17 protein-coding genes are annotated in these 15,832 nt (G+C 67.6%); 5 read left to right on the top strand and 12 right to left on the bottom strand.

Annotated elements, in window-relative coordinates:
- Positions 1-61: 61 nt before the first annotated feature.
- Both pdxA and BN118_RS03260 read left to right on the top strand, forming a co-directional pair.
- Entirely contained in the window at positions 62-1,039 is a 978-nt protein-coding gene (pdxA, locus tag BN118_RS03265) for a 4-hydroxythreonine-4-phosphate dehydrogenase PdxA (protein WP_003813085.1), read from the top strand.
- A gap of 79 nt (positions 1,040-1,118) precedes the next feature.
- On the top strand, positions 1,119-2,087 hold the full coding sequence (locus tag BN118_RS03260; protein WP_014905515.1) for a bile acid:sodium symporter family protein: 969 nt from the start codon (positions 1,119-1,121) through the stop codon (positions 2,085-2,087).
- 20 nt (positions 2,088-2,107) lie between these two features.
- On the opposite strand, the gene BN118_RS03255 is transcribed toward BN118_RS03260, so the two are convergent.
- The 11 genes from BN118_RS03255 to BN118_RS03205 all read right to left on the bottom strand — a co-directional run bounded on the left by BN118_RS03255 (position 2,108) and on the right by BN118_RS03205 (position 11,203).
- A complete protein-coding gene (locus tag BN118_RS03255) occupies positions 2,108-3,481 on the bottom strand; it encodes a replicative DNA helicase (RefSeq protein ID WP_003813089.1) in 1,374 nt (457 codons plus the stop codon).
- Positions 3,478-4,314: a BUD32 family EKC/KEOPS complex subunit gene (locus BN118_RS03250; protein ID WP_003813091.1), complete on the bottom strand. Its 837-nt coding sequence runs from the start codon at positions 4,312-4,314 to the stop codon at positions 3,478-3,480. The genes BN118_RS03255 and BN118_RS03250 overlap by 4 nt, the downstream gene beginning before the upstream one ends.
- 116 nt (positions 4,315-4,430) lie before the next feature.
- Positions 4,431-4,886 carry a 50S ribosomal protein L9 gene (rplI, locus tag BN118_RS03245; RefSeq protein ID WP_010931135.1) on the bottom strand — a complete coding sequence of 152 codons (456 nt, stop codon included), beginning with the start codon at positions 4,884-4,886 and terminating at the stop codon, positions 4,431-4,433.
- Positions 4,887-4,901: 15 nt separating this feature from the next.
- Positions 4,902-5,174 (bottom strand): 30S ribosomal protein S18, encoded by a 273-nt coding sequence (gene rpsR, locus BN118_RS03240; protein WP_003813094.1) that lies wholly within the window; start codon positions 5,172-5,174, stop codon positions 4,902-4,904.
- A 92-nt stretch (positions 5,175-5,266) separates the two neighbouring features.
- Entirely contained in the window at positions 5,267-5,590 is a 324-nt protein-coding gene (gene priB / locus BN118_RS03235; protein ID WP_003813095.1) for a primosomal replication protein N, read from the bottom strand.
- A 47-nt stretch (positions 5,591-5,637) separates the two neighbouring features.
- Positions 5,638-6,018: a 30S ribosomal protein S6 gene (rpsF, locus tag BN118_RS03230; RefSeq protein ID WP_010926331.1), complete on the bottom strand. Its 381-nt coding sequence runs from the start codon at positions 6,016-6,018 to the stop codon at positions 5,638-5,640.
- A 219-nt stretch (positions 6,019-6,237) separates the two neighbouring features.
- Positions 6,238-7,035 carry a GTP cyclohydrolase FolE2 gene (folE2, locus tag BN118_RS03225; RefSeq protein WP_003813103.1) on the bottom strand — a complete coding sequence of 266 codons (798 nt, stop codon included), beginning with the start codon at positions 7,033-7,035 and terminating at the stop codon, positions 6,238-6,240.
- Between the two features lie 156 nt (positions 7,036-7,191).
- Positions 7,192-9,054 (bottom strand): 1-deoxy-D-xylulose-5-phosphate synthase, encoded by a 1,863-nt coding sequence (gene dxs / locus BN118_RS03220; protein ID WP_010931136.1) that lies wholly within the window; start codon positions 9,052-9,054, stop codon positions 7,192-7,194.
- Between the two features lie 49 nt (positions 9,055-9,103).
- Positions 9,104-10,015 carry a polyprenyl synthetase family protein gene (locus BN118_RS03215; RefSeq protein WP_014905514.1) on the bottom strand — a complete coding sequence of 304 codons (912 nt, stop codon included), beginning with the start codon at positions 10,013-10,015 and terminating at the stop codon, positions 9,104-9,106.
- A gap of 4 nt (positions 10,016-10,019) precedes the next feature.
- Positions 10,020-10,286 (bottom strand): exodeoxyribonuclease VII small subunit, encoded by a 267-nt coding sequence (locus BN118_RS03210; protein WP_003813109.1) that lies wholly within the window; start codon positions 10,284-10,286, stop codon positions 10,020-10,022.
- Positions 10,287-10,372: 86 nt separating this feature from the next.
- Positions 10,373-11,203 (bottom strand): IclR family transcriptional regulator, encoded by an 831-nt coding sequence (locus BN118_RS03205; protein WP_033446289.1) that lies wholly within the window; start codon positions 11,201-11,203, stop codon positions 10,373-10,375.
- Between the two features lie 174 nt (positions 11,204-11,377).
- Here BN118_RS03205 and BN118_RS03200 point away from each other — a divergent pair, with 174 nt between their 5' ends.
- The 3 genes from BN118_RS03200 to BN118_RS03190 all read left to right on the top strand — a co-directional run bounded on the left by BN118_RS03200 (position 11,378) and on the right by BN118_RS03190 (position 14,823).
- Complete coding sequence (locus BN118_RS03200) at positions 11,378-12,343, top strand: Bug family tripartite tricarboxylate transporter substrate binding protein (RefSeq protein WP_010931138.1); 966 nt, start codon at positions 11,378-11,380, stop codon at positions 12,341-12,343.
- A 170-nt stretch (positions 12,344-12,513) separates the two neighbouring features.
- A complete protein-coding gene (locus tag BN118_RS03195; protein WP_014905513.1) occupies positions 12,514-13,524 on the top strand; it encodes an acyltransferase in 1,011 nt (336 codons plus the stop codon).
- A gap of 147 nt (positions 13,525-13,671) precedes the next feature.
- A complete protein-coding gene (locus BN118_RS03190) occupies positions 13,672-14,823 on the top strand; it encodes an aromatic ring-hydroxylating oxygenase subunit alpha (RefSeq protein ID WP_010931139.1) in 1,152 nt (383 codons plus the stop codon).
- On the opposite strand, the gene BN118_RS03185 is transcribed toward BN118_RS03190, so the two are convergent.
- Positions 14,820-15,770, bottom strand: coding sequence for an IS481-like element IS481 family transposase (locus BN118_RS03185; protein ID WP_005012067.1), 951 nt, complete (start codon positions 15,768-15,770; stop codon positions 14,820-14,822). The two genes, BN118_RS03190 and BN118_RS03185, sit on opposite strands and share 4 nt — an antisense overlap.
- Positions 15,771-15,832: the final 62 nt, after the last annotated feature.

The following is a 15,832-nucleotide window of genomic DNA, read 5'->3' as shown; positions in this document are numbered from 1 at the left end:
TTGCCCGGCGTGCCCGGCGGTGTAGCATGGTCGCATTCCCGACTTCCGCACCACTGCAACCATGACCGCCCCCCTTCCCGTCGGCATCACCATGGGCGACGCCGCCGGCATCGGCCCGGAAATCATCGCCAAGGCCTGCGCCCAGGGCCTGGGCGCGCCCGCCGTCGTCTACGGCGACCCGGCCATCATGCGGCGCGCCACCGAACTGCTGGGCGCACGGCTGCGCGTGCTCGAACTGGCCGCCATCGACCAGGCCAGCGGCCAACCCGGCTGTATCGAAGTCATCGCCCGCGGCACGCCGCTGCCGCCCGACCTGCCCGCCGGACGCGTCAGCGCGGCGGCCGGCCAGGGCGCCTACGACTACCTGTGCGCCGCGATCGACGATGCGCGAGCGGGACGCATACGCGCCATCGTCACCGCGCCGCTGAACAAGAAATCCATGCAACTGGCCGGCATCGACCAGCCGGGCCACACCGAGATCCTGGCCGAACGCACCGGCACCCGCGACTTCGCCATGATGCTGGCCAACGACGAATTGCGCGTGCTGCTGGTCACCATACACATTCCGCTGGCGGCGGTGGTGGCGCAGATCACGCCACAGGCCGAGCTGCGCGCGATCCGGCTGGCCGACCGCGCCTGCCGCCAGATGGGCGTGACGCGGCCACGCGTGGCGGTGGCGGGCCTGAACCCGCACGCCGGCGAAGACGGCAAATTCGGCCGCGAGGACATCGACATCATCGCCCCCGCGGTGGCCCAGGCGCGCGCCGAAGGCATCGATGCCTCGGGCCCGTGGCCGGGCGACACCGTCTTCATGCGAGCCCGCCGCGGCGAGTTCGACATCGTCGTGGCGCAATACCACGACCAGGGCCTGATACCCGTGAAGTACCTGGGGCTGGACCAGGGCGTCAATGTCACCGTCGGCCTGCCGTTCGTGCGCACCAGCGTCGATCATGGCACCGCGTTCGACATCGCCTGGCAGGGCATCGCCGACCACGCGTCGCTGGTCGCGGCCTTCGACCTCGCGCTGGCGATGACCTGACCGCCAGCTGACGATGGCCTGATCCCGCGCACCCTACAATAGCGGCGACCCAAACACTCTCAGCGCCTCCTCCAATCCGATGCAACGCATTGCCCGCTTTCTGCCCGATCGTTTCACGCTCCTGCTCGTCGCCACCGTCATCATCGCCAGCCTGGCGCCCGCCTACGGGCAAGGCATCGTCGCGTTCGGCTGGATCACCAACCTGGCCGTGGCGCTGCTGTTCTTCCTGCACGGCGCGCGCCTGTCGCGCGACGCCATCGTGGCGGGAGTCACGCACTGGCGCCTGCACCTGACGATCTTCCCGGCCACGTTCCTGATGTTTCCGCTGCTGGGGGTCGCCCTCAAGCCGGTGCTCGAGCCGCTGGTCACGCCCGAACTGTACCTGGGCGTGCTGTTCCTGTGCTGCCTGCCGGCCACGGTACAGTCGGCCATCGCCTTCACGTCGATCGCGCGCGGCAACGTGCCGGCCGCCGTCTGCAGCGCATCGGCCTCCAGCCTGCTGGGCATCTTCATCACTCCCCTGCTGGTGGGCACCGTCGTGGCCAGCGCCGCGGCCGCGCCGATTTCGTTCGACGCGGTCGGCAAGATCATGCTGCAACTGCTGCTGCCCTTCGTGCTGGGGCAATTGCTGCGGCCCTGGATCGGCGCCTGGGTGCATCGCCGCAAGGCGCTGCTCAAGTGGGTCGACCAGGGATCCATCCTGCTGGTGGTCTACACCGCCTTCTCGGAAGCGGTCAACGAAGGCCTGTGGAGCAATACGCCGATCCCGGCGCTGCTGGGGTTGCTGGCCGTGTGCTGCATCATCCTGGTCCTGGCGATGGCGGGCTCGCTGCTGCTGGGGCGGCTGTTCAAATTCGATGTGGCCGACCGCATCACGCTGCTGTTCTGCGGCTCGAAAAAGAGCCTGGCCAGCGGTATCCCGATGGCCCAGGTGATCTTTGCCGGACAGGCCGTGGGCGCCATCGTGCTGCCGCTGATGCTGTTTCACCAGATCCAGCTGATGGTGTGCGCCGTGCTGGCCACGCGCTACGGCAAGCGCCCGGACTGATCCGGGCGCGGCGGCCGGGCTCAGTACTGGGTGCCGGGCGCGAAATTGAGAAAGCGCGTGCTCGACCCCTGGAAGGTCAGGCGCACGGTGCCGATCGGACCGTTACGCTGCTTGCCGATGATGATCTCGGCCGAGCCCTTGTCGGGCGAGTCCGGGTTGTAGACCTCGTCGCGATAGATGAACAGGATCACGTCGGCGTCCTGCTCGATGGCGCCGGATTCGCGCAGGTCGCTCATTACCGGCCGCTTGTTGGGGCGCTGCTCCAGGCTGCGGTTGAGCTGCGACAGCGCGATCAGCGGACAGTTGAGCTCCTTGGCCAGGCCCTTGAGCGAGCGGCTGATTTCCGAGATTTCGGTCGCGCGGTTTTCGCCCGCGCTGTTGGCCGACATCAGCTGCAGGTAGTCGATGATGATCAGGCCCAGCTGCCCGCACTGGCGCGCCAGGCGCCGCGCGCGGGCGCGCACTTCCATCGAGCTGAGCGCGGGCGTTTCGTCGATGTAGACCTGCGCGTCCTGCATCAGTTGCACCGCGTGGGTGACGCGCGGCCAATCGTCGGCGACCAGCTTGCCGGTACGCATGCGATGCTGGTCGAGCATGCCCACCGAGCCCAGCATACGCATGGCCAGCTGCACCGCGCCCATTTCCATCGAGAAGACCGCCACCGGCAGCCCCTGCTCGATGGCGACGTGCTCGCCGATGTTCATCGAGAACGAGGTCTTGCCCATGGACGGACGGCCGGCCACGATGACCAGGTCGCCGGCCTGCAGCCCGGAAGTCATCTTGTCCAGATCAGCGAAGCCGGTCGGCACGCCGGTGACATCGGACTCGCTTTCGCGGTGATACAGCTCGTCGATCCGTTCTACCACCTGGGTCAGCAGCGGCTGGATTTCCTGGAAACCCGCCGAGCCGCGTTCGCCTTCCTGGGCGATCTTGAACACCTTGGATTCGGCCTCGTCCAGCAACTGGCGGGCCTCCTTGCCTTGCGGATTGAGCGCGGCCGCCGAGATCTCGTCGGCGATCGACACCAGCTTGCGCAGCATGGCGCGCTCGCGCACGATCTCGGCATAGCGGCGGATGTTGGCCGCCGACGGGGTGTTGTGCGCCAGCGCGTTGAGATAGGCCAGCCCGCCCACCTCCTCGGACTTGCCGGCGCTGGCCAGCGATTCATTGACGGTGATGACGTCGGCCGGGCGGGCCAGGCCGATCAGCCGGGCGATATGGTGCCAGATGAGGCGGTGGTCGTGGCGATAGAAGTCTTCCTCGACCAGGACGTCGGCGATGCGGTCCCAGGCGGCGTTGTCCAGCAACAGGCCGCCCAGCACCGACTGCTCGGCCTCGATCGAGTGCGGCGGCACGCGCAGGTATTCGAGCTGGGGATCGGCAGGGGTATTCATGGATGCAATAGTAACCTCAGGGTTTCGGCCACCCGGAAAAACGCCCGTACGTCGCGCCATGGCAGGCGGCCGCCCAGCGGCCGCAGCAAGCGGGCGGCGCCGCAGATCAGGCGCGCGATGCGCCGCATGCGCGCGCGCACTTCGGAATCGGGATGGGCCGCGAAATAGGTGTCCAGGACGAGTTTACCCAGATGGGACGCCTGCTCGGGCGGCAATTTGCGCAGGCTCACCAGCGACGCCAGCGTCTGGTAGAGATCATAGGCCTGCGCCAGGGGCAGCGACAGCGCGCCGCCGATGTTTTCCTCGAAATCGATGCGCCACAGCCTGCCATCGCGCAGCGTGACGTTGCGCACCTGGGCGCCCCCGTGCCACATGCCGCGGCCGTGGAATTCCGCCAGGTCGCGCGCCAGGGCCTGGGCCAGCGCAATCCGCCCCGCCTCGTCGGCCTGGCGCAGACGAAACGGCAGATCGTCGCCCACGTGCTCGAGCACCAGCAGGCCGGGCTCCTGCCACCAGACCTCGGGCACCCGGCAGCCGGCCTGCAGCAGGCGGCGCAGGCGTTCGGCCTCGTAGTCCAGGCCGTTGCGCAGCAGCACCGAGGGACGCGGGAATTCGCCCAGCAGGATGCGGCACAGCAAGGCCAGGAAAAAGGCGCGCAGGTAGCGCAGCACATAGCTGATGCCGCGGCGCACGCCCGGGCGCCGGCGCTTCACCACGCACGGCACGCCATCGACCGTCACCTCCTTGACCGAACGGATGGCCGCGGCCTGTTCGCCATCGAGCCATGCCCGCAGGCCGGGCGGCGCGTTGTGGTGTAGTGGCGGCTCGTTCAAACCGGCATCCCCTGAGCAGAAACAATGGCGCTGATGGTAGCGCGCCTCCCGCGGCCCGCGCCGCCCTCGAAAAAAAAGCCGGCACCAGGCCGGCTTTTTTCAGGCATGCCGGACAATCAGGCCATTTCGCCTTCGACCAGCACCACCACGTCGGCAACGACGTCGGCGTGCAGCACCGCTTGCACAAGGTACTCGCCCACGGCCTTGATCTGGCCATTGGGCATGCGCACCTGCGACTTCTCGACGGCTTCGAAGCCGGCCTTGCGCAGGCCTTCGGCGACGTCGGCGTTGGTGACCGAGCCGAACAGACGGCCGTCCACGCCAGCCTTCTGCGAGATCTTCAGCTGGAAGCCGTTCAGACGCTCGGCCAGGGCCTGGGCGGCGGCCAGCTTCTCGGCCTGGACCTTTTCGAGCTCGGCGCGGCGGGCTTCGAATTCCTTCAGGGCGGCGTCGGTCGCGCGACGGGCCTTCTTCTGGGGAATCAGGAAGTTGCGGGCATAGCCGTCGCGCACGCGCACGACTTCGCCCAGATTGCCCAGGTTGGCGACTTTTTCGAGCAGGATGATTTGCATGTCAGTGCCCCTGGATTATTTGTGGTTGTCGGTGTACGGCAGCAGGGCCAGGAAGCGCGCGCGCTTGATGGCGGTGTCCAGCTGGCGTTGATAGATCGCACGGGTGCCGGTCAGGCGGGCCGGGATGATCTTGCCGTTTTCTTGCACGAAGTCACGCAGCGTGTCGAGATCCTTGTAGTCGATCTCTTCAACGCCGGCAGCGGTGAAGCGGCAGAACTTGCGGCGCTTGAACAGCGGGTTCTGCTGCGTGAATTTGCGTTTTTCCTTGCGTTTTCCGAAGAAAGCCATGATATGTGCCTCTTTGTTTGGTTTGGGCCGGCCCGGCGCCTTGCGCCTGTTGCCGGTTCGCCCGTTATCTGTCCGTCAAAGCCTGACTGGCATCAACCCACCAGCGGATCGCGTCCCATGCTGCCGGCGATTCTGCGTGCCTGCTGCAAATGCAGCTTGACCTTTACCGAGTCCTTGCGGGCTGGTGCCAGAAAACCTTGCACCTGCATCTCGGTCCCCAACGGGGTATCGGCCAACAGCAACGCCAGATCGCCCAGGGCCACGGCGGAGATCGTGAGTTCGACGCGGCGCGGATGCCCCGCTTCGACGACCTCGGACTCGTGGACCAACAGCAATTCCAACGCAGGCAATCCGGCGGGAGTGTGGCGCATGGCACCGCATTCGAGAACGCGGGCGCTGAGCTCCAGAGTGTTCATCCTGCCGTCGCCGCTGGGTCTGCCAACCAGGCTCTGTCTGAGCCCTGTTACTCGGCCGCGGTCGCGGTCGCGGCGGCTTCAGCCGACGCCTTGCGGGCTTCTTCGCGCTCGACCGACTTCATCATGATCGAAGGAGCGGCGGGCGCCTTCTTGGTCTTGATGACGAGGTGGCGCAGCACCGCATCGTTGTAGCGGAACGAATGCTCGAGCTCATCCAGCGTGGCCTGGCCGCACTCGATGTTCATGCAGACATAGTGGGCCTTGACCAGCTTCTGGATGGGATAGGCCAGTTGACGGCGACCCCAGTCTTCCAGGCGATGCACCGTGCCGCTCTGGCCGGTGACAAGCGCTTGATAGCGCTCGACCATGGCGGGCACCTGCTCGCTTTGGTCGGGGTGAACGATGAACACTACTTCGTAGTGACGCATGTATGGACTCCTTGAGGATGTCTCGCCGGCAAGCCATGCAATGCTGGCCCCGGCAAGGGATAGCCCGCCACCCAAAACCAGGCAGTCGAGCAAGAAAGCTCTCGATTATCGCCGATTGCGCCTCCCGATGCAAGATCGAGCGGAATCGGGCATTTGAGGGACGCATTGCCCCTCCAGGCCCCGGGCCACGGCCGTCGCGGCCGGACCGGCAGGCGCCACTCAGCCTTCCACGACGGCGTAGGCGGAGTGGTTGTGGATGGATTCGAAGTTCTCGGCCTCGACGCGGAAGCGGCCGATGCCCGGGTGCGCCTTCAGGCGGGCGGCGACGTCGCGCACCAGGTCCTCGACGAACTTGGGGTTGTCATAGGCGCGCTCGGTGACGTACTTCTCGTCAGGCCGCTTGAGCAGGCCCCACAGCTCACACGACGCCTCGTCCTCGACCAGGCGGATCAGCTCGTCCATGCGGAAGTCGCCATCCACGATCGCCGACACCGTCACGTGCGAACGCTGGTTGTGCGCCCCGTATTCGGAGATGGCCTTCGAACACGGGCACAGGCTGGTGACCGGCACCTGCGCCACCAGCTCGAACTCGACCTGCTCGCCCACCGCGCGCGCGATCCACTGCATTTCGTAGTCGAGCAGGCTCTGCACGCCGGAGACCGGGGCCGACTTGTTGATGAAGTACGGGAACGAGGCCGTGATGTCGCCGCGCTCGGCATGCAGCAGCGGCAGCATCTCGCGCGCCATGGCGGCAAACAGCGCCGGCGTCATGGGGGTGGCGCGGTACTTTTCCAGCAGCGCCACGAAGCGGGACATGTGCGTGCCCTTCTCTTCCGCCGGCAGCGCTACCGTCAGCGTCCAATTGGCCACCGTCGGCTGGGCCGCGCCATCGCCGGCCAGCACCAGCATGGGGTGGCGCACGCCACGGATGCCGACCCGCTGGATCGGGATGTGCCGCGTATCCGTCGAGCTTTGCACATCGGGCATCACGATCGCGGGATCAATAGGAGAATTCATTTCGCCTTACCTGTCACGGGCCCGCCTGTCGCGCGTAACCCAGAAATTTTGAAGCGGAGGGCGCCCATTATCGCGCAAAGTCACCGAGCACGCAGGGAAAACCCTTCCATCTGTAGGATGCCGGGATGGAACAGTCCGTTCCCGCCGCGCCCGGCCTCAAGCCAGCAATGCGCCGAAACGCGCCCGGATCGCGCGCTCGATGCCCGCGGCGTCCAGCCCCAGGCCGGCCAGCAACGCGGCCTGGTCGCCATGATCGATGAACGCGTCGGGAAGCCCCAACTGCAGCACCGGCAGGGTCACGCCGGCCTCGGCCAGCGTCTCCAGCACGGCGCTGCCCGCCCCGCCCATGATTGCCGCCTCTTCGACGGTGACCAGCGCGTCGTGGCGCGCGGCCAGCTCCAGCACGAGTTCGCGGTCCAGCGGCTTGACAAAGCGCATGTCGGCCACCATGGCGTCGATCTGGCCGGCCGCGCCCAGCGCCGCCTGCACCAGGGTACCAAAACCCAGGATGGCGATCCGGCGGCCTTCGCGGCGGACCAGCCCCTTGCCCAGCGGCACCGTGGCGAGGCCTTCGCCGACCGCGGCGCCGCATCCCGCGCCGCGCGGGTAGCGCACCGAAGCGGGCCCCGGATGCTCGTAGCACGTCGACAGCAGCAGGCGCGCCTCGCTCTCGTCCGACGGCGCGGCCACCACCATGTTGGGCACGCAGCGCAGGAAGGCGATGTCGTAGTTGCCGGCGTGGGTCGCGCCGTCGGCGCCCACCAGGCCGGCGCGGTCCAGCGCGAAGGTGACATCCAGGTTCTGCAGCGCCACGTCGTGCACCAGCTGATCGTAGCCGCGCTGCAGGAAGGTGGAATAGATGGCCACCACGGGCTTTTGCCCCTCACAGGCCAGCCCGGCGGCGAACGTCACGGCGTGCTGCTCGGCGATGCCCACGTCGAAATAGCGTTGCGGGAAGCGCTGCTCGAACTCGACCAGCCCGCTGCCCTCGCGCATGGCCGGCGTGATGCCCACCAGCCGCTCGTCGCGCTCGGCCATGTCGCACAGCCACTGGCCGAACACTTGCGTGAAGGTCTTGCGGGCAGGCGCCTTGGCCTGCTGGATGCCGACGGCGGGGTCGAACTTGCCCGGGCCGTGGTAGAGCACGGGATCGGCCTCGGCCAGCTTGTAGCCCTGGCCTTTGCGGGTGACCACGTGCAGGAATTGCAAGCCCGGCAGCGCCCGCAGGTTCTGCAGGGTGGGCACCAGGGCGTCGAGGTCGTGGCCGTCGATCGGGCCGACGTAGTTGAATCCGAACTCCTCGAACAGCGTCGCCGGCGTCACCATGCCCTTGGCGTGCTCTTCGAGCCGGCGCGCCAGCTCCAGCACCGGCGGCACATGCTGCAGCACCGCCCGCCCGACATTCTTGGCCGCGGCGTAGAACTGCCCGGACATCAGCCGCGCCAGATAGCGATTGAGCGCGCCCACCGGCGGCGAAATCGACATGTCGTTGTCGTTCAGCACGACCAGCAGGTTGATGTTGGGCGTGACCCCCGCGTTGTTCATGGCCTCGAAGGCCATGCCCGCGGACATGGCGCCGTCGCCGATGACGGCGATGTGCTGGCGCTGCACACCGGCGTTGCGCGAGGCCACGGCCATGCCCAGCGCCGCGGAAATCGAGGTGGACGAATGCGCGGTGCCGAAGGCGTCGTACTCGGACTCGCTGCGCTTGGGAAAACCCGAGATGCCGCCCTGCTGGCGCAGGTGCGCCATGCCTTCGCGGCGGCCGGTCAGGATCTTGTGCGGATACGACTGATGGCCCACGTCCCAGACGATGCGGTCATGCGGCGTGTCGAAGACATAATGCAGCGCCAGCGACAGCTCGACCGTGCCCAGGTTCGACGACAGGTGGCCGCCCGTGCGCGACACCGACTCGAGCACGAAGCCGCGCAACTCGTCGGCCAGCCGCTTGAGTTCGCGGCGGTCCAGTTGCCGGAGGTCGGCCGGGGATAGGATACGGTCCAGTAGTTCTGTCGTCATGCTCGGTAGATGGTCTTGGTGTCCGGCGCGCGGCGCCGGCCGCCCGGGTTCAGCGGTCTCTGAGTACGATGAAATCTGCCAGTTGGCCCAGCCGCGCGCCGGACTCGCCCAGCGGCGCCAGAGCCTGGTGGGCCGCCTGGCGCAACTCCTGCGCCAGCGCGCGGGCCTGCTCCAGGCCCAGCAAGGATACATAGGTCGGCTTGTTGTCGGCCGCATCCTTGCCGGCCGTCTTGCCCAGGCTGGCGGTGTCGGCCGTCACATCGAGGATATCGTCGACGACCTGGAACGCCAGGCCGATCGCCTGCGCGTAGCTGTCGAGCGCCTGGCGCGCGGTCGAGCTGGCGCCGGCCACGATGCCTCCCAGCGTCACGCTGCACGCCAGCATGGCGCCGGTCTTCATGCTGTGCATGGTCTGCAGTTCGTCGCGCGTGAGCATGCGGCCCACGCTGTGCAGGTCGATGGCCTGCCCGCCGGCCATGCCCTGGCTGCCGGCGGCGCGCGCCAGGACCTGGGCGGCCTGCACCACCAGCGCGGGCGCGATCGGCATGCCGGCCAGCAGTTCGAAGGCCAGCGGCTGCAGGGCATCGCCGGCCAGCATGGCCGTGGCCTCGTCGAATTGCACATGCACCGTGGGCCGGCCGCGGCGCAGCGTGTCGTCGTCCATGCACGGCAGGTCGTCGTGCACCAGCGAATAGGCGTGGATCAGCTCGACGGCCGCGGCGGCGCGGTCCATCGACGCCCCGACGGCCAGCGTGCTGCCGTTGACGGGGCAGGCCTGCCCGGCCGCGTAGACCAGGGCCGCGCGCACCCGCTTGCCGCCGCCCAGCACCGCATAGCGCATGGCTTCGTGCAGCCGCGTGGGAACGATATCGGCGCCAGGCAGCAATTCGTCGAGCACGTGCTCGACATGCTGCGCGCGTTCCCGCAGCCAGTCGGCGCAGGCGAGATGACTTTGCTTCATGCGTTTATTCGTCGTCCAGCGCCGCGGGATCGAGCGGGCGCAGCAAATCGCCCTCCAGGACTTTCACCTGCTGCTCGGCCTGCGCAAGGCGGTCCTGGCAGACGCGCGCGAGCTCGACGCCGCGCCGGTAGGCGGACAGCGACTGCTCCAGCGGCAGCGTCCCGTTCTCCATGGCGGACACCAGCGACTCGAGTTCGGCGAGCGCGGTTTCGAAATCCTGCGGCAGGGGACGGGCGTCGGTCTGTGGATCGGCTTGCTTGGATGAGGCCACGCGGGTCTCCGGTAAGGCGCGAAGTGGGGTTGATCGGAATCAATAACCGAATTGTACGAGATAGCCCCGTTCGCGCACCGCGCCGCTCAACCGGCCCCGCCCGCAAGGCGCGCCGCCGCCTGGCGCAGCGCCGGCGCCACCTGCTCGCGCAAGGTGCGCTCGGGCAGCAGCCCGAGCGGCCCGCCGCAGCTCATGACGAACACGCCCTCTCCGGTGACCGAGGCGAACGGCACCGCCACGGCGTTGATGCCCGACTGCCACTCGCCCAGGGCATAGCAGCACCCTTCGGCGCTCAGCTCCTCGACCGCCCGCGCCACCACGGCGGGCGGCGGCGCGGCCTGGCCCAGGCGCCCAAGCAGGGCCTGGCGCGCGGCCTCGGGCAGCGCGGCCAGGTAGGCCCGGCCCATGGCCGTGTCCAGGCTGGCCCGGTAACCGACCGGCAGGCGCAGGTACAGCGCCGGCGAGCCATGCATGGCCTCGACGTACACCATTGCATCGTTGTCGAAGGCGCCCAGCGCCACCGCGCCGCCCGTCTGCACGGCCAGCTCGGACATGCCGGCCTTGGCCAATTCGCGCACCTCCAGGCTGGCGAGCACGCCGAACCCCAGCGCCAGCACCGCGTAGCCGGGCGAATACTTGCCCGTGTCGGCGTGGTAGCGCAGATAGCCCAGCTCGGTCAGCGTGTAAGTAATGCGGCTGATGGTGGGCTTGGGCAGACCGGTCAGGCGCGCCAGGTCCAGATTGCCCAGGGCCCGCACGCCGGGCCGGAAACAGCGCAACACGTCCAGTCCGCGCGCCAGCGCGGTAATGAAATCGGGCGAGGCCGCGCCGGCGGCGCTGGCGGCGCGCTTGCGCCGCGCCGGCTGGCTGGCCGGCAGGCCGTCCGGATCGGGGGGCCGCGTCGAAAAAGGTTGCATTGGGATGGCGTCGTTTTTATAGTTGATTTCGGATAGCAAAATAAAATTCCGATAAACGGAATTTAAGCACGCATCCTGCGGCTTGGAAAGCGAATTTGCGGGCCATCGCGGCCCGCGTGCCTCCCCGCTTCGACTCACACCTGCATCCCAACCCATACGCACAAGGGGAAGTTCATGCTACGCAAAGGTTTGCAACTGCTCGCCGCCCTGAGCCTGTCGCTGGCCGCAGCCAGTGTCTCGGCCCAGTCCTTTCCAGCCCGGCCGATCAAGGTCGTCTCGCCCTTCCCGGCCGGCGGCGCCACCGATGTCCTGACCCGCCTGCTGACCGAACGCATGGCCAAGGACCTGGGCCAACCCATGATCGTCGAGAACAAGGCCGGCGCCGGCACCTCGATCGGCGCGGCATACGTGGCGCGCGAGAATCCGGACGGCTACACCCTGCTCATGGCGACCAACTCCACGCTGGTGACCAACCGCTATCTCTACAAGGAACTGCCCTATGACCCGGACAGCTTCGTTCCCATCGGCATGGTCGGCATCGGCCCGCTGGTACTGCTGGCCAGCCCCAAGCACGGCTTCAAGAGCACCCAGGACATCGTGGCCTATGCCAAGCAGCATCCGGGCAAGCTGACCTTCGCCACCTTCGGCGCCGGCACGTCCTCGCACCTGGCCGCCGAGCTGTTCAAGAAGCAGGCCGGCATCGACATCCTGCACGTGCCGTTCAAGGGCGCCACGCAGGCGCTGCCGGCGCTGATCAGCGGCGACGTGGACCTGTTCTTCGACATGGTCGCCACCGGCATGCCGCAGGCCGAGGCCGGCAAGATCGACGTGTTCGCCATCACCAGCCCCACCCGCCTGGCCACGCTGCCCAAGCTGGCCACTCTGACCGAACAAGGCTATCCCAACGAGATGACGGCCTGGTTCACGTTCGTCGCGCCCCACGGCACGCCGGAAGCGGTGCGGGCGCGCCTGGAGCAGGCGCTGCAGGCCACGCTGAAGGACGAGACCGTGCGCACCAAGATGCTGGCCATGGGCATCGACCCGCGCTCCGGCACCGCGCAGGAACTCTCCACGCAGATGAAGAACGAGCAGCCTGTGGTGAGCCAGCTCATCAAGCAGGCCAACATCGTTCTGCAATAAGCCGCGCGGCGGCGCCGTCCGGCACGACACTCGCTCGAGATGTTGCCGGGCGGCCGCCCTTGCCCGGGCCCGGCGCTGCCATCGGCCACGCTTGCTAACGCCTCGATACAGCCCTGCCGCCGCCGGCGCTGCTACGGTATAGGCTAGTAGTCCGACCGCGCAGGAGCGCCATGCCGACGATCGAAGATCGATACGCCCGGCTGGACGCGGCCCGCTGGCTGGCCGCGCTTGCCGTGGTATTGCTGCACAGCGCCGCCCAGACCGTATCCGACCCCGCCGCCTACGGCAGCCACGCCTGGCTGGCGGCCAACCTCTACGACTCCGCGGCGCGCTGGTGCGTGCCCGTGTTCGTGATGGTCAGCGGCGCGCTGCTGCTGGACCCGGACCAGCCGCACGACGCGCGGCGCTTCTACAGCCGCCGCATGGCCCGCGTGTGCGCGCCGCTGCTGTTCTGGACCCTCTTCTACCTGGCCTGGCGCACCGCGCTGGACTGGTGGGACGACGGCCGCCTGGGCTTCTCGTTCTGGCCCCGCAAGGTGGCCGAAGGCGCGCCCTACTACCACCTGTGGTACCTGTACATGATCGTGGGCCTGTACCTGTTCGCGCCGCTGGTGCGGCTGCTGTACGCCCGCAGCCAGCCGCGCGCCCGCGCGCTGTGGGTGGTGGGGATCCTGGGCGTGGCGGTGCTCGATGCGCTGTACCGGCGCGCGCTGGGCGGCGGCAATGGGCTGTTCCTGACCTGGTTCCTGCCCTACCTGGGTTATTTCGTGGCCGGCCGGCTGATCTTCGATGGCGAGTTGCGCATGCCACGTCCCGGCCTGGTGCTGGCCGCCAGCGTGGCCGCCACGGCCTGGGGAGTCAGCGCCCTGTCCGATTCGCGCGCGCTGGATCTGTACTTCTATGATTACTTCAGCGTCACCGTGCCCTTGATGTCGCTGGCGGCGTTCCAGCTGATCGTCGGCTCGCCCAGGCTGCCCGCCCTGCCCGCCCTGGCGCCGCTCACGTTCGGCATCTACCTGATCCATCCGCTGTTCCTGGACCTGGCCCACCGCATCGGCGCGGCGCGCGCCTGGCGGCCGGACGCCTGGGGCGTGCCGGCAATCACGGCCGCCGTGTTCGCGCTGTCGGCGCTCGCCAGCTGGATGTTGCGCCGGCATCGGTTGACCCGCCGGCTGGTCTAAAGCGTATTGAGAATTACCACCCTGGTTAACCCGGATGGGGTACAATTCCCGGTTTGGGATCGGCCAGACCGATTTTTCTTCGCGCCAGAACGGCATGAGCGACACGACCTCAGCCGTCCTGGCTTTTTCATCCGTGCGGAGGGAATCATGACCGACATTGGTCGGATGGCACACGTGGTGCCAGCTCGCACCCAGCTTCCCGTCAGCGCCTATTTTGACGAAGCCCGCTTTGCGCGCGAGCAAGAACTCATTTTCAAGCAATCCTCGCTTTACGTCGGCCATCAGAAACTGGTGCCCGAGCTGGGGGATTGGCGTACCCTGGTCCAGGAGGACGGCGGCCGCGCGCTGGTGCGCAACCAGCAGGGCGTGGAGCTGGTCTCCAATGTCTGCCGCCACCGCCAGGCCCTGATGCTGGGAGGCGAGGCCGGCAACGTCAGCGGCAACGCCAATACGCGCGGCAGCCTGAAGGACACCGGCGGCAATATCGTTTGCCCGTTGCATCGCTGGACGTACAACGACCGCGGCAAACTGCTGGGCGCGCCCCAGTTCGACGCCACGCCCTGCATGAACCTGCAGCGCTTCCGGCTGCGCGACTGTCACGGCCTGCTGTTCGAAGGCCCGCGCGACCCGGCCGCCGACATGGCGCCGCTGTTCGCGCGTCCGGAGTTCGATTTCGGCGACTATGTGCTCGACCACGTCGAGGTCCACCAGTGCAACTACAACTGGAAGACCTTCATCGAGGTCTATCTCGAGGACTACCACGTCGGCCCGTTCCACCCGGGGCTGGGGCGCTTCGTCACCTGCGACGACCTGGCCTGGGAATTCAACGACTGGTACAGCCTGCAGCGCGTGGGCGTGCACCAGGCGCTGGCCCAGCCCGGATCGGCCGTGTACAAGCAGTGGCACGACCGCCTGCTGGACTTCCGCGCCGGCCAGGCGCCCGATTTCGGCGCGATGTGGGTGACCTACTTCCCCACCCACATGATCGAGCTCTATCCGCACGTGCTGGTGCTGTCCACGCTCTACCCCAAGAGCCCGCAGGAAACGCTCAACGTGGTGGAGTTCTACTACCCCGAGGAAATCGTCGCCTTCGAGCGCGAGTTCGTCGAGGCGCAGCGGGCCGCCTACATGGAAACGGCCATCGAGGACGACGAGATCGCCGAGCGCATGGATGCCGGCCGCAAGGCCTTGATGCTGCGCGGCGCCAACGAGACCGGCCCGTACCAGTCGCCCATGGAAGACGGCATGCAGCACTTCCACGAGTGGTATCGCCGCGTGATGGGCGAGACCGAGGACTAGCTGTGAACTGTCAATAGGTTGTATTCGTCCAGGTTGAGTCTGGAGATGGGTACAGCGCGCCCGATGCCTTGGTGGGGTCGATGCCAGTTGTAGTGGTGTAGCCAGGATTTCATGGCATCGGCTCGGTGTTGGGAGTTCTGGTAGGTGTGAGCGTAAGCCCACTCACGCAAGGCCGACTGGATGAAGCGTTCGGCCTTGCCATTGGTCTGTGGGCGGTAAGGTCGGGTAAAGCGGTGCTTGATGCCCAGCTCATGGCACAGCGCGGCGAAGGCGCGGCTGCGAAAGGCCGAGCCATTGTCGGTGAGCAAGCGCTGGATGGTCACGCCCAGGCGCTGGTAGTAGGCCACTGCGTCCTTGAGGAACTGGACGGCGCTGGGGAAGCGCTCGTCGGGGTGGATGTCGGTGAAGGCCACGCGGGCGTGGTCATCGATGGCCACGAAGACGAAGTCCCAGCCGGCCCCCTCAACGGTATCGCGTCGGTTGCCCGTGACCCGGTGGCCAGGGCGCTGGATACGTCCCAGCTTCTTGATGTCGATGTGCAGCAGATCGCCGGGGGCCTGATGCTCGTAGCGCACCACCGGCTCGGCCGGCTCCAGGTCGGCCAGGTGCGACAGACCGGCGCGGGCCAGGACGCGGCTGACGGTGCTGGCTGACACGCCCAGCGCCTGGGCGATGCGCGCTTGGGTCAGCCGCTTGCGGCGCAGCTCCACGATAGCCAGCGCCTTGGCCGGCGCAATCGCTCGGGGCGAGACCGTCGGGCGCGAGGACGCATCGGCCAAGCCCGCCTGGCCCTGAGCCAGGAAGCGGCCCAGCCATTTGCGCACAGTCGGCGCGGTGACCCCATAGGCGCGGGCCGCTTCAGGCACACAAACTTGATGGGCGATCAATTGCTGGACCATTTCGAGTCGACGTAGGAAGGTCAATCGGGCATGCTTATGGGTGTTCATCCGGCCGGGCTCCTTGAGTGAACTGGGGAGTTGGCGATTTCCAGTTTCTCAAATCCGGTTCG

It is taken from the genome of Bordetella pertussis 18323, assembly GCF_000306945.1.
In the GTDB taxonomy this organism is placed as follows: domain Bacteria; phylum Pseudomonadota; class Gammaproteobacteria; order Burkholderiales; family Burkholderiaceae_B; genus Bordetella; species Bordetella pertussis.
Note: the sequence above shows the minus strand (reverse complement) of the source record. Positions and strands in the feature narration are given on the sequence as shown.

Bases quoted from the DNA above. Each gene is read 5' to 3' on its own strand.
- pdxA (WP_003813085.1), top strand. From the start codon at position 62: ATGACCGCCCCCCTTCCCGTCGGCATCACCATGGGCGACGCCGCCGGC.
- BN118_RS03260 (WP_014905515.1), top strand. From the start codon at position 1,119: ATGCAACGCATTGCCCGCTTTCTGCCCGATCGTTTCACGCTCCTGCTC.
- BN118_RS03255 (WP_003813089.1), bottom strand. From the start codon at position 3,481: ATGAATACCCCTGCCGATCCCCAGCTCGAATACCTGCGCGTGCCGCCG.
- rplI (WP_010931135.1), bottom strand. From the start codon at position 4,886: ATGCAAATCATCCTGCTCGAAAAAGTCGCCAACCTGGGCAATCTGGGC.
- rpsR (WP_003813094.1), bottom strand. From the start codon at position 5,174: ATGGCTTTCTTCGGAAAACGCAAGGAAAAACGCAAATTCACGCAGCAG.
- priB (WP_003813095.1), bottom strand. From the start codon at position 5,590: ATGAACACTCTGGAGCTCAGCGCCCGCGTTCTCGAATGCGGTGCCATG.
- rpsF (WP_010926331.1), bottom strand. From the start codon at position 6,018: ATGCGTCACTACGAAGTAGTGTTCATCGTTCACCCCGACCAAAGCGAG.
- folE2 (WP_003813103.1), bottom strand. From the start codon at position 7,035: ATGAATTCTCCTATTGATCCCGCGATCGTGATGCCCGATGTGCAAAGC.
- dxs (WP_010931136.1), bottom strand. From the start codon at position 9,054: ATGACGACAGAACTACTGGACCGTATCCTATCCCCGGCCGACCTCCGG.
- BN118_RS03215 (WP_014905514.1), bottom strand. From the start codon at position 10,015: ATGAAGCAAAGTCATCTCGCCTGCGCCGACTGGCTGCGGGAACGCGCG.
- BN118_RS03205 (WP_033446289.1), bottom strand. From the start codon at position 11,203: ATGCAACCTTTTTCGACGCGGCCCCCCGATCCGGACGGCCTGCCGGCC.
- BN118_RS03200 (WP_010931138.1), top strand. From the start codon at position 11,378: ATGCTACGCAAAGGTTTGCAACTGCTCGCCGCCCTGAGCCTGTCGCTG.
- BN118_RS03195 (WP_014905513.1), top strand. From the start codon at position 12,514: ATGCCGACGATCGAAGATCGATACGCCCGGCTGGACGCGGCCCGCTGG.
- BN118_RS03190 (WP_010931139.1), top strand. From the start codon at position 13,672: ATGACCGACATTGGTCGGATGGCACACGTGGTGCCAGCTCGCACCCAG.
- BN118_RS03185 (WP_005012067.1), bottom strand. From the start codon at position 15,770: ATGAACACCCATAAGCATGCCCGATTGACCTTCCTACGTCGACTCGAA.